Here is a 23,061-nt window from a genome sequence, read left to right on the forward strand (position 1 = left end):
TTGAATTTTATGCACGCCGCCTAAGCTTTTAAGAAAGCCCCTCCCTATTTATCCTGCTTTTTCAGAAAACTGACTGTTATAAAGATCGGCGTAGAAACCATTTTCCTCTAACAGTTCTGAATGTGTTCCCTGCTCAATCACTTTTCCTTGATCCATCACAAGAATCAAATCAGCATCTTTAATGGTTGAGAGTCGATGGGCAATGACAAAGCTAGTCCGCCCTTCCATCAACCGCTTCATCGCCTCTTGGATAAAGACTTCTGTCCGCGTATCCACACTCGATGTTGCCTCGTCTAATATCATGATTGGCGGATCTGCGAGGACTGCACGCGCTATGGTCAGAAGCTGCTTTTGTCCCTCAGAGATGTTCGATGCTTCTTCGTTTAAAATGGTTTCATATCCTTCTGGCAGCGTGCGAATGAAATGATCAGCATGAGCTGTCCGGGCTGCTGCAAAAATTTCTTCGTCTGTTACACCGCTTTTTCCATAAGCAATATTATCTTTAATCGTTCCATTAAAGAGCCATGTGTCTTGAAGTACCATTCCAAAGCTCTCCCTTAGATCATGTCGAGACACCTCTCGTGTATCTAGACCGTCAAGCTTAATCTTACCGCCATTCAATTCATAAAAACGCATCAAAAGATTAATCATCGTCGTTTTACCGGCTCCAGTCGGTCCAACGATCGCAACCGTCTGTCCAGGCAAGACCTCAATGTTCATATCTTGAATTAACAAGTCTTCTCCATATCCGAAATCCACATGTTCAAAAGTAACAGCGCCTTGCGCTCTTGTTAAGCTAGCTGTCGTTATTTCTTTCGTTTCTTCTTCTTCGTCAAGCAGTTCAAAGACGCGCTCAGCTGCTGCGACTGTTGACTGAATGATGTTTGCAATGTTGGCCGTTTGTGTAATGGGCTGTGTGAATTGCTTTGAATAGGTGATAAATGCTTGAATATCACCGATTGAAATGGCACGTTGTGTCACTAAAATTCCACCGACCACACTAATTAAGACATAGCTTAAATTTCCGATAAAGAACATCATTGGCATAATAATACCGGAGATGAACTGGGCTTTTCGTCCCGCTTCATACAATTCTTCATTGACCTTATCAAACTGATCGCCAGCCTGTTTCTCATGTCCGAATGCCTTCACAACTTGATGGCCCGTATACATTTCTTCAATGTGCCCATTTAATTGACCTAGTGTACGCTGTTGATCAGCAAAATGTTTTTGAGATCTTTTTAAAATAGGCCGAATCACAAAAATTGAAATCGGCAAGCTGACGATTGAAATTAACGTCAGTATCGGACTGATCGAAAGCATCATAATGACAATCCCAATAATCGTAACGATCGATGTGATAAACTGCGTCAAACTTTGTTGGAGTGTGCTGCCGATTGTATCAATATCATTTGTCATGCGGCTCAGTGTTTCTCCGTTCGAACGTCCGTCAAAATAGTGAAGCGGAAGTTTCTCAAGCTTTTTATTAACGTCTTCTCGAAGGTCATACACCGTATTTTGCGCAACACCGGCCATCATATACTGCTGCACGTAGTTGAACAAACTGCTGAAGACATATAGTCCAGCAAGAACGAGAAGAATCTGGCCAATTTTATCAAAGTTAATAGCGGCTCCTGGTATTCCTTGAAACTTCCCATAGGCACCTTCAAATAATTCCGTAATCGCTGTCCCCATGATTTTTGGACCAACAATCATAAAGACTGTACTTAAGATTGCAGCTAAGATAACAGCGATCAATTGATTCCTGCGCGGTTTTAAGTAAGTTAAAAGACGTCTCAGCGTTCCTTTAAAATTTTTTGCTTTTTGTCCCATCATCATCATGTTCCCGCCACCTGGACCATGTCCATGTCCCATCGGACCTACACTTTGAGGTCTTTTCTGACTGCTCATGCGATTTCCTCCTCTGTGAGCTGGGACAGGACGATTTCACGGTAAACGTCATTTGTCTGAAGCAACTCTTCGTGTGTACCCATGCCTGCCATGCGTCCTTTGTCTAAAACGATGATGCGGTCAGCGTCGACGACCGTACTAACACGCTGTGCAACGAGTAACACCGTCGCATGTTTTGTTTCCTCTTTCAACGCCACACGAAGTTTGGCATCTGTCTTGAAATCAAGGGCGGAAAAGCTATCATCGAATATATATAGATCTGGTTTTCGAATGAGCGCCCGTGCAATCGACAATCGCTGTTTTTGTCCTCCCGATAAATTCGATCCGCCTTGTTCGATGTCTGCCTGATAGCCGTCTTTCATTTTACGAATAAAATCGTCTGCCTGTGCCGTACGAGCCGCATGTTCGATTTCATCCTGTGTAGCATTTTGTTTTCCAAAACGGATGTTATCAGCAATCGTACCTGTAAAGAGCATGGCCTTTTGTGGCACGAAACCTATTTTCGAACGGATTTCCTCTTGTGATGCATCGCGAATATCAACACCATTGACTCGGATGGTTCCACCTGATATGTCATAAAAACGAGGAATCAAATTAACGAGCGTTGATTTCCCTGAACCCGTTCCGCCGATGATGGCAGTGATTTCACCAGGATTTGCGGTAAAACTAATATCTGATAAGGCTGGTTCTTCCGCTCCCGGGTAACTGAACGTTACATGGTCAAATTCAAGCGTGCCGCGCTCACGATCCGCCTTTGCGGTCCCTTCATCTCGAAATGCCGGTTCCATATCAAGAACTTCGTTAATCCGTTTTGCTGATACGGCAGCGCGCGGCACCATCATAAACATCATAGAAGCCATGACAAGTGCGAACATGATTTGCATTACATATTGAATAAATGCCATTAAGTCTCCGATCTGCATGCCCCCGTTATCGATACGAATGCCGCCGAACCAGATAACACCAACAACCGTTAAATTCATGACGAGCATCATCACAGGCATCATGAACGCCATGACTTTATTTACTTTAATGGAGGCGTCTGTCAATTCTTTATTTGCTCGCTGAAGACGTACTTTCTCTTCAGATTCACGATTAAAAGCACGAATGACACGAATTCCCGTTAGATTTTCTCGTAACACAAGGTTCAATCGATCCAACCGTTTTTGCACCGTTTGAAACATAGGCACCCCTTTATACAAAATAAGCAAGATTGAAGCAATCAAGACCGGCATTGTGATCACGATAACGAGTGATAATTTAGCATCTTTTGACACAGCCATAATGACGCCGCCGACTAACATAATCGGTGCACTAATCACCATACGAAGCATCATAATCACTACTTGCTGAACTTGCGTAATGTCATTGGTCGTTCGTGTAATAAGTGACGCCGTTCCTACTTCGTCAAACTCTTGAAGCGAAAACTTTTCAACGTGATTAAACACTTTCCGGCGAATATCGCGTCCAAGCCCCATCGCCGCTTTAGATGAATAATAGCTTGCGATAACAGAAGAAGAAGCGCCTAGTGCTGAAACTAGCAGCATCCATCCACCGATTCTCCAAATGTAAGGAGTATTTCCTGTTACGACTCCTTTGTCGATAATGTCCGCCATTAATGTAGGCAAAAAGAGGTCTGACATAGATTGAACGAACACAAGAACGAAAACCGCTGCTACAATCCATTTATAAACAGATAAGTTTTTCAGTAATTTAATCACTTCTTACCCTCTCCCTGTTCTGTTGCTTGCGCTTCTAAATAAGTAGCAATGTGCAGATGCGCTTTAAGCAGCTCTTCACACTGCTTTTCAGTGAACGATTCAACTGCAGATTGGAATGTTTGATGAACGCCGTCTTCCTGCAAATGAATCGTTTTAATAAACCTTTCTCCTTTTTCACTGAGCGACAATTGCATTTCCCGCCGGTTGCCTTCCACTTGCTGACGATTAAGCCAACCTGCTTGAACGAGTCCGTCGACTGCTTGGCTCAGTGTGCTTTTTGGAAGAAATGTTTTCTCTCCAAGGCTCTTTTGTATCATTTCCTTATGGGGTGCTATCGTCATCAAAACGGAATATTGAGGAACTGACAAACCATTTTCTACTGCGGTCTTTTGAACGAAACGCATCAAATTCTTCTGCACGTCCCAAAATGAACGCAATAGTTGTGTTGAACGCATAATTCTTTGATTTTCACTCTCCATTCCAACATCACCATCCTTCCTTTTTAGAATAGTTCTAAATAGAACAGTTCTTTTTTGATCATTTTTGAGTTTATCGACTTTTTCTCTCACGGTCAAGCTGGATATGTAAAAAAGCGCCTATCCTACGGCACTTTCACACACCGAGGGACAGACACTAACATTCAGCTTTCTCCATTAACAATTATCCTAAAAATAACCATAATCCTTCTGCTTTTTTAAATATACTAACTCAAACAAAAGACAAAGGATAATTCGTTTCTTCTTTACAAAAATCAATCGTTTCAATAAACTTTTCAACTGTGGAAGTCAAGTATGTGTCCGCTCGTCTAATAAAAATCGTGTTGATTTTACTATATTTTTCAGGGATAGAATGACATTGAATGACTCCTCTTTCTTCCAAATAAGAAACAGACGATTTAGGAACGAATGTGATACCGAGACCTGCGACAACACTGCCTAAAATCGTTTCTAGCGTTCCGAACTCCATGATTTTGCTTGGCGTTATTTTTTCATCTTTGAACCATTCTTCGAGTTTTGCCCGATACCCGCACCCTTTACTAAAGCATAAAAATGGTGTGCTTTTTAATTGTTCGAATGATGTTGGTGTCAGATCGGATATTAAAACCAGTTCCTCTTGAAAAACGCTATGATGAATCAAATCTGGGTGACGACCTGCTTCCGTCACAAAAGCCCCATCTAGTCGATAATTCAGCACTTCTTCTTGCAATTGCTCAGTAACGCCTGTGACGAGTGATAGATCAACATGTGTATATTTTTTATTGTAGGCAGATAAAATAATCGGTAATTTAATGACCGTTTCAACGGACCCAATCTCTAATTTACCAGAAGGCTCCTCTGAATTCCGAATGATTTTTTTCGCTTCATTTGCTAAAGACAGTATTTTTTCACTATATATTAATAGTTTTTTCCCTTCAGGTGTTAAAATCATTCCACGATTATGGCGGTTAAACAAGGGCGTATTCAGTTCAGCTTCAAGTTTTTGAATTCTGGATGTGACGTTGGATTGTACGTAATTGAGCTCTTTCGCTGCTCCTGTCATTGTCCCCTTTTTGGCGACCATTTGGAATACTTGCAAATCTTTAAATTCCATTTTCCCCATTTCCCTTCCGGTTCCATTGTCGCTTCTATGATATCACTAAAATTGATTCTAAACATCATTATTAATCGTTATACATGATGTCGATTTATGTAGTTTAATAAATATTGTCGGTTTATGTAGTTTAATCAATGTTGATCATGAATGAAGGTGGAGATTTTTTGAAAAACAATGTATTAATAGGGGCTTTATTATGCTTAATAGCCAGCATTTCATGGGGGGCGATGTTTCCAGTAGCCAACCATGCATTCCAATATATTGACCCGTTCTATTTTACGATTATTCGTTATGTATCTGTAACTGTCCTCTTAATCATTATTCTTTTGTGGAAAGAAGGAATACAAGCATTTCGATTAGAAGGAAAAGGGTTATCCTTATGGTTCTTTGGATCAATGGCCTTTGTTGTTTATAATTTACTTATTTTTTGGGGTGAAGATTTATTAGGTGAATCAGGCATAATGCTTGCATCCATTATGGAGTCATTAATGCCAATGTTATCTATTATCTTACTTTGGATTTTCAAGAGAAATCGTCCTCATCTATTTACACTATCATGCGTTTTTATAGCTTTTATCGGTGTCTCTCTCGTCATCACAAAAGGAGACTTTCAATCGTTCATAACCGCAACGAGTGATTTTATCCCTGCATTGTTCATATTCATTGCCGTCGTTGGCTGGGTGATCTATACGATGGGGAGAAATCAATTCGGTGATTGGTCGGCGCTCCGCTATTCAACATTAAGCTGTTTACTAGGGACAGCAACAGCTTTAGCTATCGTTTTAATGGCTACTTTTTTAGGCCATATTTCTGTCCCGACTGCTGAAACAATAAAAATAGTAAGTCCAAATTTATTATTTATGATTATTTTTCCAGGTCTCATCGCTTTACTCGGATGGAACATTGGAGTCGGTATCCTTTCACCTTTGAACGGAATCCTTTTTATTAACTTTGTTCCAGTCACTACGCTCATTATTTCGATCGTTCAAGGTTATAAAATAACTTCCTTTGATATGATTGGGACCATTTTAATTATCGTTTCTTTAATCTCTAATAATTTATTTTTAAGATTGCATCAAAGGAATAGAAGAGCTTTCCCTTTTGGGAAGCAATCACAGATAAAAGCCTCTTAATAGACCATATCCCACATTTTTCAATCATTAATCGTTTTGTATCGTAAAAAACCCTTTGTAATAAAGTTAGACAGGCACTTCCTGTCTCTCCATTACAAAGGATTTTTTCGATTTATGATGACAGCTGTTAACGAACAGTTAAGCAGACAAGCTGTTCAAAAACGCTTCGATTTCTTCTTTTGTTTTCCGGTCTTTGCTAACAAAGCGGCCTGTTTCTTCCCCTTCATGAAATGCCACAAAACTTGGAATGCCGAAAATACTCAGTTCGCCGCACAAATCGATGAACTCATCACGATCTACATAGATAAATTGATATTCCGGATAGTCTGCTTCAATGCTAGGTAAAATTGGCTCAATAACACGGCAGTCCGGGCACCAGTCCGCAGAAAACATAAAGACGACACGCTCGTTCTTTTTCAATTTTTCAAATTGCTCCAATGACTGTAACTTTTCCACTTTATTCTCCTCCAACTCATTATTTTCTCGATTTGATTATACTACAATGCATTGAAAGAAGGGACAATGCAGCAGAGAATCCAAATATTTAGTCCTTCCGCTCATCAAAAAGACGCCTCCCTTTGAGATAACTCTCTCATCATAAATCCCCTGTATTAAATGTATTTCCATTTTGAAGATTGCCCGATTGGAATCCTCTGTGAAACCAGTGTCTCCGCTGTTCAGATGTTCCATGGGTAAAGCTTTCCGGCACGACATATCCTTGCGCCCGCTTTTGAATCGTATCATCTCCAACAGCACTTGCTGCCGTCAACGCTTCTTCAAGATCCCCTTCTTCAAGCACATTCATTCCTTCCGCATGGTGTGCCCATACGCCCGCATAATAATCGGCCTGCAGTTCCAATTTCACAGAATTCTGGTTGTATTCTTCCTGACTTACTTTCCCGCGAAGAGCGTTCACCTTCTGAGACGTTCCTAACAGCGTCTGTACGTGATGGCCCACTTCATGGGCAATAACATATGCCATTGCAAAATCGCCAGGTGCGTTAAAATTATTTTGTAATTCTTGATAAAAACTTAAATCGATATATAGCTTCTGATCACCTGGACAATAAAAAGGACCCGCCGATGAACCAGCGGCGCCGCATGCCGACTGGACACTACCAGAATAAAGCACTAATATCGGCTCTTTATACTGCATTCCTTCTTCATGAAAAATCTCTGTCCACACATCTTCTGTATCTGCCAAGACAACCGACACAAACTGGGCGAGTTCCCGCTCCTGATCGGTTTCTTCATAAGGTGCATCACTATCCGTACCGGAAAGACCGCCCAGCAATTCGCCCGGATTGCCGCCCAACAGCGTAAAAATAATCACAAAAATTAGTCCTACTCCCCCAATCCCGCCACCGAGAGCCACTTTTCCACTCATCCCCCGGCGGTCTTCAATGTTTGAGCTTCCTCTTCTTCCTTGCCATTTCATCGTATTTCCCTCCATGAAGCACTTATCGTTATAGTGTTATACCCATTGTGATGGGAAACTAGACGGATATAATGATTAAATATTGATTTTCACTCCACCTCTTTAACTTATTTTCAGCTTGAAAAAGAAAATAAGCAGAAGACGCTCAATATGAACATCTTCTGCTTTCATCCATCGTTTTTTGAAAAAGATTTAATCTTGAAGAAGTGGATAAACACCATTCTCATCGTGTGTTTCTGTTCCGACAATTGGTGGATTAAATACACAGATCAACCGCATATCCGTCTTACCGCGAAGATAATGTTCATCATTTTCATTTAAAGCATACATCGTTCCATCTTGAATCGGATAGACTTTCCCATCAGATACCGTTTCAATTTCTCCTTCTCCCCCTACGCAGTAAACCGCTTCTAAATGGTTTTGATAGTGGATATGCGTTTCTGTTCCCGCATAAATAATCGTTTCATGGAATGAAAAACCCATATTATCTTTTTTCAAAAGAAACCGGCGGCTTGACCATGTTTCAGCCTTCGTTTCATTTTCTGTACCTATAATTTCATTAAGTGTACGAACGATCATATGTCCATTTCTCCTTTGATAATAGCAATTGCTTTTAATTATTTCTAACAACTTCTTTAAACGCTTCTTCTAAAATATCAAGCCCTTTGTTTAACTCTTCTTTATCAATCGTAAGAGCTCCTAGAAATTTAATGACTTGATCATCTGGTCCTGCAGTCTCCATAATCAAGCCTTTCTCAAAAGCTTTTGAACAAATCTTCACTGCGTAGTCTTCCTTGCCTTTTCCACAAGCGATTCCCCGCATAAGACCACGACCTCTTGCCGTTGCTTTAAGCTCCGGATAATCACTGACGATTTTTTCAAAGCGTTCTTGAAGAATGTTAGCTTTCTCTTGAATCGATTCCGCAAACTCATCTGTTTCCCAATATGATAATGCTTCTGCTCCTGCTATGAAAGCCATATTGTTCCCCCGGAATGTTCCGTTATGCTCACCTGGTCCCCAAATATCATATTCTGGCTTAATGAGTGTAAGAGCCATCGGTAGCCCATAACCACTAATTGACTTTGATAAACAAATAATATCTGGTTTAATACGTGCAGGTTCAAAGCTAAAAAATGTTCCCGTTCGGCCGCATCCCGCTTGAACATCATCTATAATAAACAGAATGTCATAACGGCGGCACAGCTTTTCGATCTCTTGCAGCCATTCAAAACTCGCCGCGTTAATTCCACCTTCTCCTTGTACCGTTTCCAATATAACGGCCGCAGGAAGACCGACTCCGCTCCCTGAATCTTCAAGGAAACGTTTTAAGTATTCAATCGAACTATTATTGCCAAAGTAGTTATCATAAGGCATCGCAACTGTATTATTAAGAGATATACCTGCTCCTTTTCGCTTAAAAGAGTCTCCTGTTACAGAAAGCGCACCGAGCGTCATCCCATGAAAAGCGTTTGTAAAGCTGATAATCGTGTCTCTTCCTGTTACTTTTCTTGCAATTTTCAATGCACTTTCAACCGTATTTGCTCCAGTTGGTCCAGGAAACATGACTTTATAGTCTAAATTCCGCGGTTTCAAAATAACATCATTGAACCTTTCAAGAAAGTTAGCGCGTGCTACCGTTCCCATATCTAAACTATGAGAAATTCCGTCTTCTTGTATGTAGTCCATAATTTTCTGTTTCATACTTTCGTTATTATGACCATAATTCAATGCCCCAGCACCTGCGAAAAAGTCGATGTATTCCTTTCCTTCTATATCCCACATTTTTGAACCTTTTGCTTTATTAAATACCGTCGGAAAACTGCGGCTATAGCTTCGTACTTGCGACTCATAATTTTCGAATGTTTTCATAGAATTTTGATCAATTGTCATTAACATTTACTCTTCACTCCTCCATATTTTTTATTTATCTATACTAGTAATAAAGTGAAACTTCATTCAGTGGGGGTTTTCTTCATCCCCCGCTTATCCTTCTTTTCTTTTCAATGTCTTGAAGCAGGGGTCTTACTGCCCGTTAATGCGGGATTAATTGGACCAATTCTGAAGAGCAATTCCTCTTCGTGCCCTTCTTCTGGAAATTGCTCTTCAATAAAACATGGTGTGACGTTACAATCAGTCGATAAATCTCTTGCTAACTTGTAAAATAAGGCCTGTGAAGCACGATTTGAAGGTCCTATTGTCGCTTCTAAATACCGAACATTTCGAATATTTCGTCTATTAAAAAGTGTTTTTAACAGTTTAGAAGCAAGACCTTCTCCACGGTATGAAGCATCTATTGCGACTTGCCATATAAAAATGGTATTAGGTGATTTAGGCTGAATAAAAGCAGATACGAATCCTACTATTTGATTACCTGCTTCAGCAACAATACTCGTTTCACTAAAAAACGTGCACCACATTAAATAGCTGTAGGAAGAGTTTAAATCAAGCACACCCGTATGTTTAATTAACTTCCATACCTCTCCCCCGTCTTCTACTGTTGGTGCTCTCAATATGACGTCTTTTTTTTCTAAAACGGTAATCCCACTTTTGGCTTCTTCTGACAATAGCATTCTCCTCCTATTTTTCAAATTCATTCTTGCTAATGATCTGTCATTCTTGAAAATACGACTAGTGCATAGTAAAGTGAAACTTCATTCAGCCCGGGCTTTCTTCATCCCCCACTGAATGTTAGTTGAACCAATCGGGCTTTTATGGATAGTTGATCCCCCGTCTAAACCTTAAATTTCTTTTTCGTAAATGTACTATATTAAGGTTAATGCAGTAACACATATGTGTCAAAGTCACTCAGCATACCTGTAACAATCCTAAAATGTCTCAACTCGGCTTAGAGCAACTTAATACTTCTATTACTGCCAATAACTTCATTTTTCACTCATTTACCCACTAATGCTGTAAATTACATGAAAAACATTCTATAGATTGTACTAAGCTGGATCCTTTATATCAAAAAAAACAGAACGTCCATTACATTATAAAACTAACGTAATGGACGTTCCTTTCATGAATTATTGAGATGATATTATACCTTTTTAACAAATTCAGATTTTAATTTCATCGCTCCAAAACCATCAATTTTGCAATCAATATCATGATCTCCATCAACCAAACGTATACTCTTTACTTTTGTCCCTATTTTTATAACTGATGAACTTCCTTTTACTTTAAGGTCTTTGATGATCGTTACAGAATCGCCGTCGTTTAAGACATTGCCATTTGCATCTTTGACAATCTTTTTATCATTGCTACTTTCAGTTTCTATTTCTAAAGTCCACTCATGAGCACATTCTGGGCACACAAAAAGACTCCCATCCTCGTACGTGTATTCTGAATGACATTTTGGACAATTTGGCAAATCAGACATAATTTTATTTCCTCCATTCGTTATTGTTCATTCTAATCATATCAATAAAGCCTAAATAAGGATAAATAATATTTTATTTTAATGGAACAAGGTCCCTTATCTCTAATCTAATAAAGTACATAAATCACTCCGAAAATCCTACACATCCTTTGAAGCCCCAAAATGTCTCCTGTTAAATCTAGTGTTAGCCCTTGTTACGGGACCAGATTATGACTGGGATAAGCAACAATGATAGGATGCCCCCAACAAGTGAGAGTGTTGCATAACTTGAGTGTACTACGACCATGCCGGATAGTGCTCCACCCGATGCCCCAGCCAAAGCAATCAAAACATCAACAGATCCTTGCGTCTTTGCGCGAGTGGACGGGTTCGTTGCATCCACGATAAGTGCTGTGCCGCTAATCAAACCAAAATTCCAACCAAGTCCAAGCAGAGCGAGAGCGATGGTGAGTACCACCATCGAGTCGACAGGTGCAACAGCAGCCACAACACCAGCAGCAAGTAGAGTGGCACCAGAAGCGATGGCCATTGCAGTGCGACCAACCTTGTCAACAAGGATACCTGTGACGAGGGATGGAAGGTACATGGCACAGACATGGATGCTAATGACCAGTCCCACCTCACTCAACCCGTGTCCATGGTGTCCCATATGTACTGGCGTCATTGTCATAATTGCTACCATGACAATTTGTGTTAAGACCATTACCGCGGCTCCAACAACGATTCCTCGTTTGTTGATTGCTAGTATATTGGAATTCATATGTGAATGGCTGCTCTCATCCATTTTCTGCACATTTGCAATTGCTTTTGCAACAACGAGAGGGTCTGGGCGAAGTAAAGCTAAAAGCACCAAACCGGCAATAATATAAGCTGCCGCCGCTAAAATGAATGGACCAGCTAAAGCAGGGACTCCGATGGCCGTGGCGAATCGGCCCATTACATCAACTAAGTTCGGACCCGCAACAGCACCGAATGTAGTTGCTACCATTGCGATACTGATCGCTGTTGCTCGCTGTGTAGAATTGGCTAAGTCGGTACCTGCATAGCGTGCTTGTAAGTTTGTAGCAGTACCGGCACCATAGATTAGTAGTGAAGCAAAAAGAAGCAGTATATTATTAGTTACTGCTGAAATCACTACGCCCATCGCTCCAATACCGCCAGCCAAGAATCCTGCCGCAAGTCCTGAACGGCGCCCAGACCGTTGAGTGAGTCGCCCTACAAGTAGTGCTGCGCCAGCAGAACCTAGAGTGAATAACGCAGCCGGAACCCCTGCAAAACTATCTGTACCTAGCATATCCTGAGCAAGAAGTGCTCCGACGGTTACGCCTGCTGCTAGCCCTGCACCGCCGAAAATTTGTGAGATAACAACGGTGATCAACGTCCGTCGATATAGTCGTCGCTGCTTTTCTGGGGAATCAATATAACTCTGCAACCAAGCTGGTTGACTTGCTAAAGCATCTGAATCATCTGGTTTATTCAGCATCACGCAGACCCCGTTTCCAAGGAACTGACTTTGCATATTGTATAATTTCTTTATTCATCGTATCCTCCTGCATAATTAATCCTGAAACTTTGTAAATAATAGATGTAGATCTAGCTTAGTAATGTTGCTCTCTGCGTACTTATATTTCCTTGAAAAGTGACCGTCTTGTCTGCCTACTCTGCTAAACCAGTACAATCATCCATCTACCCTTTTCTTGAAATAACCATTATATTTACGCTTATTTTAATTGTATGTTGAGCATCTCCTCTCTTGTTTTAATCATAGAGAGTTAACTAAATGCTGTCCATGAAATTATACTTATGTTGATACAAATCAAGCTGCTAATGTATGAGGACAATTTGGTATCCATCATAACCCCATATCACCAATTGCAAAAATGCCAGGCGTCGCAGCTTTGACGGAGCAATCCCCTGAATAGTATTAAGCAAAACTGTCTACTTAAGATATTGAAAATCACAAGTCTGTGTGGAGTAACAGCGTTCTTTGACAACCTTAATGAACAAACATAAAGAAAAAGCGTGTTTTGAAAGAAGATTGATCAAAACACGCCCTTAATATATTTAATTGAATCATTCTTTTAAAAAAGGGTTGATCATGTTCTGCCTGTGGCCCTTCAAAATCTCGTCCGATTGCTTACTATCATACTGTCCTAATCTTCGCGGATCATTAACATATCATTAACATCAAATTCCCAATTGTCTCCATACTCAACTTCCCAATAAAATCCGTTTGGATCTTGAAAATAGCCACTATATCCACCTCAAAACACTGTTTCTGGCTTCTTAATGACTTTTGCTCCAGCTTTTTCAGCTAACGAAAACACTTCATTAACCTCTTCTTTCGACTTTTCGTTATAAGCAAGCGTGACTCCTCCAAATCCCCTGCCGACTGCGGGTGGATTTGTTTCATCTCCATACACTACTGCTTCAAATCCGAGTCCATCACGATAAAATTTAAGCGATTCCACCATGTCCTTTACACCCAAAGTAATTAAATTTAAACGATTCATCCCTTAATCTCCTTTTAGAGTAAATAAAAAGAGGCCATTTTGTAAAAAGATTGATCAAAATGAATTCCTCTTTTGTGGATTTGAATTTAGTTTTTATAAAAAAGTTTAATCACTTTCTACATGTTTTGCTCAACAATCGCGCCCAATAGCTGAAAATTGTTCTACGATAACCATGCTGTACAGATTTTCCAGAAAATCCTTCATTGTATAAAATATTATAAAGTACTTCTTTCTATTCTTTTTTGAAGTATAGTAAAAAGTATTAGATTAAAAATGTAAAAACAAACAGCATTTATTCAAATCTACAAACACTTGTAGGTTTGGATTAACTGAACTTTTTAGCCCGCATTAACAGGCAGTAAGATCCCCGCTTCAAGACGTCGAAAAGAAAAGATGGATAAGCGCAGGGGATAGCGGGAAACGCAGACTAAGATCGTCACGTCCTGTGACAACGTCTGCATGATTCACATCCTGTGAACCTAACCTCCACTGAATGAAGTTTCACTTTATTTCAGAAAGCAAAATTAAGTTGAAGAAAAAAGGGAAATTGGCAAATGAATATACAAAATAAACAATGGGCAATGGTAATTGATTCCGAATCTTCTATTGGCTTAATTGCCAATGCATCAGCTGTAGTTCTTATTATAATTATCAGTAGAAAATCTGTATTAATATCGAAAATAACAATGCAATGCCTATCGTTAATGAATATAATCTTAGAACGATTTATAAGTAATGTTATTAAGCTTGAAGCGTGGTATGGAGAAACAGATATTCCAATAGAATACGAACTTGCCAAAACAGGATTGAAACGTAAATTTTAATGATAGATCAAAATCTTTGGATTAAAAAACACCCCTTTAGATAATCATATCTAAAGGGGCCAGTGCTTCGTAACTTTTTAAAACATCTTGACTTTATTCTTAAATTACAATACTTACAACCAACCGCTTTTTTATTATTCAACCGTTACTGATTTTGCCAAGTTACGCGGCTTATCTACATCGCAGTTGCGGTGCAATGCTGCATAGTAGGCGATAAGCTGGAATGGGATAACAGCTACGAGTGGTGCAAGCAGTTCATGTACGGCCGGCAATACGAAGCGGTCTCCTTCTTGATCAAGGCCTTTCATTGAGATCACGCATGTATTGGCGCCGCGGGCTGCGACTTCTTTCACGTTACTGCGGATGTTCAAGTTCACCGCTTTCTGTGTGGCGAGGGCAATAACCGGTATGCCGTCTTCAATCAGCGCAATTGTCCCGTGCTTCAATTCCCCACCGGCAAACCCTTCTGCTTGAATGTATGAAATTTCTTTTAGCTTCAGTGCACCTTCAAGAACAGCATAATAATCTATTGAACGGCCAATGAAGAAACAGTTACGCGTTGCTGACAAATAGTCGCGCGCAATTTTTTCAAATTCTTCTTTACTGTCGCAAAGAACCTCTATTGCATTTGCGGCAATACCAAGTTCGTGTACAAGGTCAAAGCCTATATCAATACCTGCCGACTTAGCCACATTGGCTGCCAGAATAGACAGTACAGCAATTTGAGCTGTGTAAGCTTTCGTTGATGCAACCGCAATTTCCGGACCCGCATGAAGAAGCAATGTGTAATCCGCTTCACGTGACATTGTAGAACCGGCTACATTTGTAATTGTTAATGCTTTATGGCCCAGTTCTTTAACTTTCACTAAAACAGCACGGCTGTCCGCTGTTTCACCACTTTGTGAAATAAAGATAAAGAGCGGTTTTTTTGACAGTAACGGCATGTTGTAAACAAATTCGCTTGCGACATGTACCTCTACTGGAATGTTTGCCATTTTTTCTACATATTGCTTTCCAACGAGACCAGCATGGTAGCTTGTGCCGCACGCAACGATATACAGGCGGTCTGCTTCGTTTAATGCGTTCAAAATGTCCGCTTCAATTGTCAGCTCGCCTTTTTCATTTTGATACGATTGCAGAATTTTACGAATGACGAACGGCTGCTCATCAACTTCTTTTAGCATGTAATGCGGATAAGTACCTTTTTCAATATCGCCGGCATCCAGTTCCGCTTTATAAGAGGCACGTTCAATGATTTCGCCGTTTGTATTTTTAATTGTGACACTTTCACGTGTTACTAGCACCATTTCTTTATCCATCAATTCAACAAATTGATCAGTTACTTGAAGCATCGCCATTGCATCAGAAGCGACAACATTATAGTTTTCGCCAAGACCGACAAGAAGCGGGCTTTTGTTTTTCGCCACATAAATCGTGCTCTTATCTTCTTTATCAAGAAGTGCAAGCGCATATGAGCCTTTTAAAAGAGACAATGTTTTGCGGAATGCGTCTTCTGTCGTCATTCCTTCTTTTGAAAGTAAACCGATCAACTGCACAATCACTTCTGTATCCGTATCGCTTTGAAGCGGGACTTCGAGCAAGTATTCTTGTTTCAGCTGTTCATCGTTTTCAATTACACCGTTATGAACAAGTGTAAAACGGCTGTCTTCATTTTGATGTGGATGTGCGTTGTAAAAGCTTGGTGCACCGTGTGTTGCCCAACGAGTATGTCCAATTCCTACACTTGATTGAACATCTTCATTAACAACGGCACGCAAATCAGCGATACGACCCTTTTCTTTGAAAATGTGCACACCCTCTTCGTTGTGCACAGCAATACCAGCGGAATCATACCCACGATATTCGAGCTTTTCAAGCCCTTTCAATAAAATTTCTTTCGTATCTTTGCTTCCGATATATCCAACGATTCCGCACATATATTTTCCTCCTGATTGGAGGCGTCGGCAAAAAAGCACTGGTCAAGCACATTGCCTGCCGCGCCCCTATTGTTTTATATGGTACAAGTCCAATCCCTTTGTACATCCGAGTTACCCCGCTGTTTTAAAGATTGAACATAACAGTTGTGTACCGCAACCGGGAGGCATCCGCCGAATCATCGATAAACCTCCCCCTCGTCAACTAAGCGTATTGTCGTCCCGCTTAGTTCAGGCGCTTTTAAGTCAAACTAGTAAACCCTACTCTGCTCCTTTCTTAGTGTAAGTAAAACACAGTAATCATACCTTTTTTTATTCCTCTCGTCAATTAAAAACCTAGTCCCCCTCTTTTAAAAACAGTGCAATACGACAAGCCAGGGCCAGTGCTCCATGATGAACATATCATTTAATTCGCTTCTTTCTACAATCATACCTGCATGCAATAGAAAAAAACATTGCTGACCAACTGAGCTTCACAAATTTAAAAAGATAAACCAAAGTGCCTATGGCATCGTACATACTATTAATAGATGCGGATGAAGAGAAAAATGGAACCGCCATTATCAAATGATGAAACTTCATTTTTCAAAAAAGACAGGCTGAACATCCAGTTGTCACTGACTGCCTAGCCTGCCCCTTTTGTTTATTTCATTTAAAGACCCAATTCTTCTTCTACAATGGTTGCAATGCGTTCTGTATAAGAATGGCATTGCTCTTCTGTTGCAGCTTCGACCATGACGCGCACAAGCGGTTCTGTACCAGATGGACGTACAAGTACGCGGCCATTTCCAGCCATTTCCGCTTCTACTTTTTCAATCTCGGCTTTTACTTTTTCATTATCTGTGACATGATGTTTATCCGTCACACGGATGTTTACGAGTGTCTGCGGAAACTTTTTCATGTCTGCAGCCAGTTCTGACAATGACTTTTTTGTCGTTTTCATAATATTCACAAGCTGAAGACCACTAAGTAAACCATCACCTGTTGTATTGTAATCTAGGAAAATAATATGGCCGGATTGTTCACCGCCAAGATTATAATTATATTTTTTCATCGCTTCAACAACGTAACGATCACCAACAGCTGTCTGCTCGCTCTTAATGCCTATTTCTTCAAGCCCTTTATAGAACCCAAGATTACTCATCACTGTTGATACAATCGTATCATTTGTTAACTTACCCTGCTCTTTGAAATAACGCGCGCAAATAAACATAATTTGATCGCCATCAACAATATTCCCTTTTTCGTCAACAGCAATTAAACGATCGCCATCACCATCAAATGCAAGACCTAAATGAGCTTCTTTTTCTTTCACAAACTGTACTAGTTTCTCCGGATGTGTAGAACCGACACCATCGTTAATATTTAAGCCATTCGGCGAGGCACCCATTGTCGAAATATCGGCTTCAAGATCGGCAAACAAATGCGTAGCAAGCGCAGATGCGGCGCCATGTGCACAGTCAAGCGCTACATGAATTCCGTGGAAATCTTCATCAACAGCTTGCTTTAAATATTGAATATACTTTTGGCCGCCTTCAAGATAATCATTCAAAGACCCTAACTCACTGCCTGAAGGACGCGGCAATGTATCGTCTTCCTGATCAAGAAGCGCTTCAATTTCCAATTCCTGTTCGTCAGATAATTTAAAGCCATCTGAGCCAAAAAACTTAATTCCATTATCTTGAACGGGGTTGTGAGAAGCTGAAATCATGACCCCAGCCTGGGCATCCATCGCTTTCGTCAAATACGCCACACCCGGTGTCGTGATAACACCGAGACGCATGACTTCAGCACCGATTGACAGAAGACCTGCGACAAGCGCACCTTCAAGCATTGGTCCAGAAATACGTGTATCACGTCCAATTAATACTTTCGGACGCCGATCCGTATTTTTCGTTAACACGTACCCACCAAAACGGCCCAGTTTAAATGCAAGTTCCGGTGTCAATTCTGTATTTGCTACACCTCTGACACCATCTGTACCAAAATACTTACCCATCTATTGTTTTCTCTCCTTTAATGAAACTGCTCAATCATTATTTTGCAGTTGTTTTTTCCACTGTTACTTTCACTTTTACTACTTGTGGTGACGTAAAATTAATTCCATTTCCAAGCTCAATAGGCACCGTCATCGTTGTATCTTTTGTTACGCTGCTTACATCAACAGGGATTGTGAGCTCTACTAGTTCTTCCAGCACCATTTCTTTTCCGTAAACCGTCACTTCCTCAATATCTGGTTCAAGTGATACAATTTTTATTCCAGTCGGCGGTTCTCCTTTTGGAACGGCTTTGATCTCTACTTTTTTACTAGGGTTTTTAACGGAGATAGACATTTGAACGGTCTCCGGTTCGATTTTCACATCAAGTTTATTTAAATCGCCATCTAGCACCTGCACATTGGCAGTCGCCGTTGTTTCTTCATCAATCTGCTGTCCGCTTGTCAACGCCGCTTTTACAAAAGCAATTTTCTCAATATCCGACTGTGAACCGGTTACTTTCACTTCCTGAGGAGCGACTGTCACAGTATCAACTTGATAGCCTTCCGCCAAAGCTGAATCATTGAATTCTGGTTTAACAGAATACGTCTTGGTCACTCTTTCTTCAATCGACACTTCGACAGCGGCCGGTTGAATAGATACCTTCAGCTTATCCGAAAAGTTTTCATGTTTGATCGCAACTTGATGGGTACCCAGTTCAAGACCCGTCATATCAGCATACAGTCTAAAATCGCGTAGACGCTTCGCTGACTCAATTAAACTCTTTGGTCCTGACAATTCGACACGTACCTGCTTAGGCAGCCCAGAAATATATAAATTTTCTGTATCATAATAGGCTTGTACAGGTACATTCGTCAACACCTCTGATGTCTCCTGGCCAGAATTGTCTATACGTTGTGCTAGCTCAAAATCATCAAAATTTAAAGATACATATAGCAAAAAGGCTAGTAAAAGGGCTACAACACGTACAAACCATTTACTTTCAATAAATTTATCCATTGCTTCTCCGCCCCTTCCACGCCCAGCGGTTAGAAGTTTCATTTTTTTCAATACCTGATAACAGTTGGTGTTCTAGAATCCCTTCAAATTCTTCTTCTGTCAAGTCACGGTATAGGTCACCATTTCTCGTCACCGAAATTGCACCCGTTTCTTCTGACACAATAATTGTTAAACTATCTGTCACTTCACTAATGCCAAGTGCTGCTCTATGACGCGTCCCAAGTTCTTTTGAAATGAACGGATTTTCCGACAACGGCAAATAACAAGCCGCAGCAGCGATTTGATCTTTTTGAATAATAACTGCACCATCATGAAGTGGTGTATTCGGAATGAAAACATTAATTAATAACTCTGACGTAATGACAGATTGCATCGGAATTCCTGTCTCAATATAATCATTCATGCCCGTCTCTTTTTCAATTGAGATCAGCGCACCAATCCGCCGTTTGCTCATATAACGAACCGATTTGAGAAGCGCTTCAATAATTTTCCGCTGTTCTTCATCTTCCTGAATCGCACTCCGGGAAAAAAACCGGCCACGTCCTAGCTGTTCAAGCGCACGCCGTACTTCTGGCTGGAATATGATAATGACCGCAAGAAAACCCCATGTGAGCGCCTGCTCCATAATCCAGCTGAGCGTACTAAGACCAAATAGTCCGCTAACCGCCCTCACGATGACGATCACAAAAATTCCTTTTAATAGCTGAACAGCCTTTGTCCCTCGAATCACCATTAATAATTTATAAACAACATACCATACAAGTAATATATCAATTGCATTCGATAAATAATCAATAAATGTAAAATCTTGAAAATAAGTGATATACGGCATACTTTATCCTCCAGGTTGGAATTACGGAGCCGTGAAGAAAATAGCTTTCTTCTTTAACCTGTCTATTATAGCACATGAGATGAAAAGAAGCAGATGTTTGCCCGCTGCTTCTTTTATTTAAACAACGATTTTATTTCAAACCAGAGACGTTCGAACAGACGGTCAATCTCTTCAATTTCTCCTGTTACGCTTCCAGCCGCCGCCATATATCGCTCCCCGTTAATAACCGTCACATCCCCGTTAACTGCGCCTTCAATTCGAATATCCCCATTTTTCACAACAACATCCTCTTCAATTACTGTGCCCGGCGGGACAATAACCGTTTCGTTCTCTACCTTTAGTTCACTGTTTTTTGTAAAAGCAAACTGATGATCCCTCTGCTCCAGCATTGAGAAAAATCCACCGCCCATTAACAGGAGAAATAAAGCAGCCGCCGTAAAAAAGGGATGATTTCTAAGCCATCGTTCCACGCCCATTTTCTTCTTATCTCTTGGAAGTGATGCCATTACTCTAGCCTTAAAACCAGCCGGTGCTGCTATATGAGATGCACTTTGAACAAATGCAATCGTTTTTTTCAATTCAAGATAATGATGCTTACAGTCTTCACACGTTTCAATGTGTAACTTTAGTTCCTCTTTCGCATCATTTTCAATTTCCCCATCCAGATACTCATGCATATAATGAACAATCTGTTTCGGACAAGATGTCATCGTTCATCACACCCTTTCATTACAAATGACGCAAATGCTTTCGCAATGCTTCTCTGCCCCGGTGTACACGTGTTTTCACTGTTCCGAGCGGAAGCTCCAATATATCCGCGATCTCTTGAAGCGGTAATTCCTCTACATATTTCAATACAATAACCGAACGATATTTTTCAGGGAGAAGCAAAATGGCTTGACGAATCGTTTCCTGTACTTCTAAACTTTCCACTTCCTCTTCAGGAAGCTGATCACCGGATGAAAGGTGAGAGTACATATTTAATCCATCTGTTCCCGCAATTTCTGCATCAAGATGATAATCCGGTTTCTTTTTACGTATTTTGTCAATGCATAAATTCGTTGCAATGCGATATAGCCACGTTGAAAACTTCTTATCCTGATTATATGTGTGTATGTTTAAAAACGCCTTTAAAAATGTTTCCTGAGCTGCATCCTCTGCTTCATGCCGATCCCAAAGCATACGAAAACAAATCTGGTACACTTTGTCTTTATACAATTCGACAATTTCACCAAATGCATTTTGATCACCTTTTAATACTTGTTTAATTCGTCTCTGTACCATTAAATCCATTTTTTCTCCCCCCGCCCTGGCGGTATATGTCTATACGGATGCATTACATAAAAGTTTCAACAAAGTAGTAAAAAACGATAATTAATTGTTTACATTTATTTGAAATGATGTATGATTATATATGTAAGCCTTTATGATTAAGGAGGGTATCAACATATGCAATTAATACACCTTCAGAACGAAATTGAAAACTGCCGATACGAAATGATTTCACTTGCAATGAAGACATCACTCTCTGATATTGATGTAGTGGAATTAAGTCAAAAGCTTGACCAACTGCTCAATGAATATCAACAAATTAAATAAAATGGAAGCAACACCATACTGAAGCTGCTTCCATTTTATATTTATTATAACAGTTTTCATAGAATAACAAAGCTATCAATGCAACTGATGCTTCCGCAATTAATTCTTTTCCACCTTTATCTGACCCTTCTTCGATAAATAAAAAAGCTGACAACAAAACCAATAATAGGTTTGTTGTCAGCTTTTTTCAAAGTGAGCCATGAAGGATTCGAACCTTCGACCCTCTGATTAAAAGTCAGATGCTCTACCAACTGAGCTAATGGCTCAAAATGGCTGGGCTAGCTGGATTCGAACCAGCGCATGACGGAGTCAAAGTCCGTTGCCTTACCGCTTGGCTATAGCCCAATAGTATTTTTTGTATTAGTGTAACCTAAATTGAGAAAAAGAACATTGTGAATCTGTTCCTTTAGAGAAAATGGTGGAGGGGGGCAGATTCGAACTGCCGAACCCGAAGGAGCGGATTTACAGTCCGCCGCGTTTAGCCACTTCGCTACCCCTCCGCTATAATTTGTTCGCATAAAAAGATGGTGCCGGCAAGAGGACTTGAACCCCCAACCTACTGATTACAAGTCAGTTGCTCTACCAATTGAGCTACACCGGCATCATTAAAAGAATAAATGGTGGAGGATGACGGGATCGAACCGCCGACCCTCTGCTTGTAAGGCAGATGCTCTCCCAGCTGAGCTAATCCTCCAAATGATGACCCCTACGGGATTCGAACCCGTGTTACCGCCGTGAAAGGGCGGTGTCTTAACCGCTTGACCAAGGGGCCCTTATAAAATTAAACCAGTTTGAATGCAATAAGCTTCCAACCGGGTTCGAACCGGTGACCTCTTCCTTACCATGGAAGCACTCTACCTGCTGAGCTATGGAAGCAAAGCAATGGCTCCGCAGGCAAGACTCGAACTTGCGACCGATCGGTTAACAGCCGATTGCTCTACCACTGAGCTACTGCGGAATAATTTGATCAGTTACAATAATCAAATCAAACTCTTGGGCATAAGTCGTCACCACTTATGTGATAAAAATATCTCTTTAATGGTCCATCTTATGTCAGCCAAGTTTAAATGATCATTTTCACTTTTGCCAGGCGGCGTCCTGCTCTCACAGGGGGAAACCCCCAACTAACATCGGCGCTGAAGAGCTTAACTGCCGTGTTCGGGATGGGAACGGGTGTGACGTCT

The 23,061-nt window shown here is 40.6% G+C and carries 20 protein-coding genes, 8 tRNA genes, 1 rRNA gene and 1 pseudogene; 3 read left to right on the forward strand and 27 right to left on the reverse strand.

All coding sequences use genetic code 11. From position 1 onward, the window contains the following. Nucleotides 1–48: 48 nt before the first annotated feature. From BLL40_RS14185 to BLL40_RS14200, 4 genes are all read right to left on the reverse strand, one after another. Complete coding sequence (locus BLL40_RS14185; RefSeq protein ID WP_073712523.1) at nt 49–1,911, reverse strand: ABC transporter ATP-binding protein; 1,863 nt, start codon at nt 1,909–1,911, stop codon at nt 49–51. Continuing rightward, nucleotides 1,908–3,632: an ABC transporter ATP-binding protein gene (locus BLL40_RS14190; RefSeq protein ID WP_073712524.1), complete on the reverse strand. Its 1,725-nt coding sequence runs from the start codon at nt 3,630–3,632 to the stop codon at nt 1,908–1,910. The genes BLL40_RS14185 and BLL40_RS14190 overlap by 4 nt, the downstream gene beginning before the upstream one ends. Further along, the gene (locus tag BLL40_RS14195; protein WP_073712525.1) at nt 3,629–4,111 is read right to left on the reverse strand and encodes a MarR family winged helix-turn-helix transcriptional regulator; all 483 of its coding nucleotides are present in this window, start codon (nt 4,109–4,111) and stop codon (nt 3,629–3,631) included. Before BLL40_RS14195 ends, BLL40_RS14190 begins: the two co-directional genes overlap by 4 nt. A gap of 229 nt (nt 4,112–4,340) precedes the next feature. Further along, a complete protein-coding gene (locus BLL40_RS14200) occupies nt 4,341–5,222 on the reverse strand; it encodes a LysR family transcriptional regulator (RefSeq protein ID WP_073712526.1) in 882 nt (293 codons plus the stop codon). Between the two features lie 137 nt (nt 5,223–5,359). On the opposite strand from BLL40_RS14200, the gene BLL40_RS14205 reads away from it, so the two are divergent. Then, the gene (locus BLL40_RS14205; protein WP_425429428.1) at nt 5,360–6,358 is read left to right on the forward strand and encodes a DMT family transporter; all 999 of its coding nucleotides are present in this window, start codon (nt 5,360–5,362) and stop codon (nt 6,356–6,358) included. A gap of 138 nt (nt 6,359–6,496) precedes the next feature. Here the strand turns inward: BLL40_RS14205 and BLL40_RS14210 are convergent, their stop codons facing one another. The 8 genes and pseudogenes from BLL40_RS14210 to BLL40_RS14245 all read right to left on the reverse strand — a co-directional run bounded on the left by BLL40_RS14210 (nt 6,497) and on the right by BLL40_RS14245 (nt 13,692). Next, complete coding sequence (locus tag BLL40_RS14210) at nt 6,497–6,814, reverse strand: thioredoxin family protein (protein ID WP_073712528.1); 318 nt, start codon at nt 6,812–6,814, stop codon at nt 6,497–6,499. 139 nt (nt 6,815–6,953) lie between these two features. After that, entirely contained in the window at nt 6,954–7,796 is an 843-nt protein-coding gene (gene ypfJ, locus BLL40_RS14215) for a KPN_02809 family neutral zinc metallopeptidase (RefSeq protein WP_073712529.1), read from the reverse strand. Nucleotides 7,797–7,988: 192 nt separating this feature from the next. Beyond that, on the reverse strand, nt 7,989–8,375 hold the full coding sequence (locus BLL40_RS14220) for an ectoine synthase (protein WP_073712530.1): 387 nt from the start codon (nt 8,373–8,375) through the stop codon (nt 7,989–7,991). Between the two features lie 34 nt (nt 8,376–8,409). Beyond that, nucleotides 8,410–9,693 carry a diaminobutyrate--2-oxoglutarate transaminase gene (gene ectB, locus BLL40_RS14225; RefSeq protein ID WP_073712531.1) on the reverse strand — a complete coding sequence of 428 codons (1,284 nt, stop codon included), beginning with the start codon at nt 9,691–9,693 and terminating at the stop codon, nt 8,410–8,412. A 104-nt stretch (nt 9,694–9,797) separates the two neighbouring features. After that, nucleotides 9,798–10,367 carry a diaminobutyrate acetyltransferase gene (ectA, locus tag BLL40_RS14230; protein ID WP_073712532.1) on the reverse strand — a complete coding sequence of 190 codons (570 nt, stop codon included), beginning with the start codon at nt 10,365–10,367 and terminating at the stop codon, nt 9,798–9,800. Nucleotides 10,368–10,837: 470 nt separating this feature from the next. Continuing rightward, on the reverse strand, nt 10,838–11,179 hold the full coding sequence (locus BLL40_RS14235; RefSeq protein ID WP_073712533.1) for a zinc ribbon domain-containing protein YjdM: 342 nt from the start codon (nt 11,177–11,179) through the stop codon (nt 10,838–10,840). 184 nt (nt 11,180–11,363) lie between these two features. Next, a complete protein-coding gene (locus BLL40_RS14240) occupies nt 11,364–12,662 on the reverse strand; it encodes an MFS transporter (RefSeq protein WP_073712552.1) in 1,299 nt (432 codons plus the stop codon). A gap of 670 nt (nt 12,663–13,332) precedes the next feature. Continuing rightward, nucleotides 13,333–13,692, reverse strand: a pseudogene (locus BLL40_RS14245) (VOC family protein). A gap of 554 nt (nt 13,693–14,246) precedes the next feature. Here BLL40_RS14245 and BLL40_RS14250 point away from each other — a divergent pair. Further along, nucleotides 14,247–14,516, forward strand: a complete 270-nt coding sequence (locus tag BLL40_RS14250) for a hypothetical protein (protein WP_073712534.1) — start codon at nt 14,247–14,249, stop codon at nt 14,514–14,516. Nucleotides 14,517–14,650: 134 nt separating this feature from the next. On the opposite strand, the gene glmS is transcribed toward BLL40_RS14250, so the two are convergent. The 6 genes from glmS to sigW form a co-directional block, all read right to left on the reverse strand. Beyond that, on the reverse strand, nt 14,651–16,453 hold the full coding sequence (glmS, locus tag BLL40_RS14255) for a glutamine--fructose-6-phosphate transaminase (isomerizing) (protein ID WP_073712535.1): 1,803 nt from the start codon (nt 16,451–16,453) through the stop codon (nt 14,651–14,653). 649 nt (nt 16,454–17,102) lie between these two features. Further along, entirely contained in the window at nt 17,103–18,449 is a 1,347-nt protein-coding gene (gene glmM, locus BLL40_RS14260; protein WP_073712536.1) for a phosphoglucosamine mutase, read from the reverse strand. Between the two features lie 37 nt (nt 18,450–18,486). After that, nucleotides 18,487–19,446, reverse strand: a complete 960-nt coding sequence (locus BLL40_RS14265; RefSeq protein ID WP_073712537.1) for a CdaR family protein — start codon at nt 19,444–19,446, stop codon at nt 18,487–18,489. Next, the gene (gene cdaA, locus BLL40_RS14270; protein ID WP_073712538.1) at nt 19,439–20,278 is read right to left on the reverse strand and encodes a diadenylate cyclase CdaA; all 840 of its coding nucleotides are present in this window, start codon (nt 20,276–20,278) and stop codon (nt 19,439–19,441) included. Before cdaA ends, BLL40_RS14265 begins: the two co-directional genes overlap by 8 nt. Before the next feature lie 113 nt (nt 20,279–20,391). Further along, the gene (locus BLL40_RS14275) at nt 20,392–20,988 is read right to left on the reverse strand and encodes an anti-sigma factor family protein (protein ID WP_073712539.1); all 597 of its coding nucleotides are present in this window, start codon (nt 20,986–20,988) and stop codon (nt 20,392–20,394) included. 19 nt (nt 20,989–21,007) lie between these two features. Beyond that, nucleotides 21,008–21,571, reverse strand: a complete 564-nt coding sequence (sigW, locus tag BLL40_RS14280) for an RNA polymerase sigma factor SigW (protein WP_073712540.1) — start codon at nt 21,569–21,571, stop codon at nt 21,008–21,010. Between the two features lie 156 nt (nt 21,572–21,727). Between sigW and BLL40_RS14285 the strand changes: the two genes are divergently transcribed. Then, complete coding sequence (locus tag BLL40_RS14285) at nt 21,728–21,877, forward strand: aspartyl-phosphate phosphatase Spo0E family protein (protein WP_073712541.1); 150 nt, start codon at nt 21,728–21,730, stop codon at nt 21,875–21,877. Between the two features lie 193 nt (nt 21,878–22,070). Here the strand turns inward: BLL40_RS14285 and BLL40_RS14290 are convergent. The 9 genes from BLL40_RS14290 to rrf all read right to left on the reverse strand — a co-directional run. Further along, nucleotides 22,071–22,143 (reverse strand) — tRNA-Lys (locus tag BLL40_RS14290). A gap of 4 nt (nt 22,144–22,147) precedes the next feature. Continuing rightward, a tRNA-Gln gene (locus tag BLL40_RS14295) sits at nt 22,148–22,222 on the reverse strand. A gap of 71 nt (nt 22,223–22,293) precedes the next feature. After that, nucleotides 22,294–22,377 (reverse strand) — tRNA-Tyr (locus tag BLL40_RS14300). A gap of 25 nt (nt 22,378–22,402) precedes the next feature. Further along, nucleotides 22,403–22,478, reverse strand: a tRNA-Thr gene (locus BLL40_RS14305). 17 nt (nt 22,479–22,495) lie between these two features. Beyond that, a tRNA-Val gene (locus BLL40_RS14310) sits at nt 22,496–22,571 on the reverse strand. A gap of 6 nt (nt 22,572–22,577) precedes the next feature. Beyond that, a tRNA-Glu gene (locus tag BLL40_RS14315) sits at nt 22,578–22,649 on the reverse strand. Nucleotides 22,650–22,680: 31 nt separating this feature from the next. Next, nucleotides 22,681–22,753 (reverse strand) — tRNA-Thr (locus BLL40_RS14320). A 7-nt stretch (nt 22,754–22,760) separates the two neighbouring features. Continuing rightward, nucleotides 22,761–22,835 (reverse strand) — tRNA-Asn (locus BLL40_RS14325). 127 nt (nt 22,836–22,962) lie between these two features. Continuing rightward, nucleotides 22,963–23,061: ribosomal RNA gene (rrf, locus tag BLL40_RS14330) — 5S ribosomal RNA — on the reverse strand; the annotation flags it as partial.

Source organism: Domibacillus mangrovi, assembly GCF_001906925.1.
Lineage (GTDB): Bacteria > Bacillota > Bacilli > Bacillales > Domibacillaceae > Domibacillus > Domibacillus mangrovi.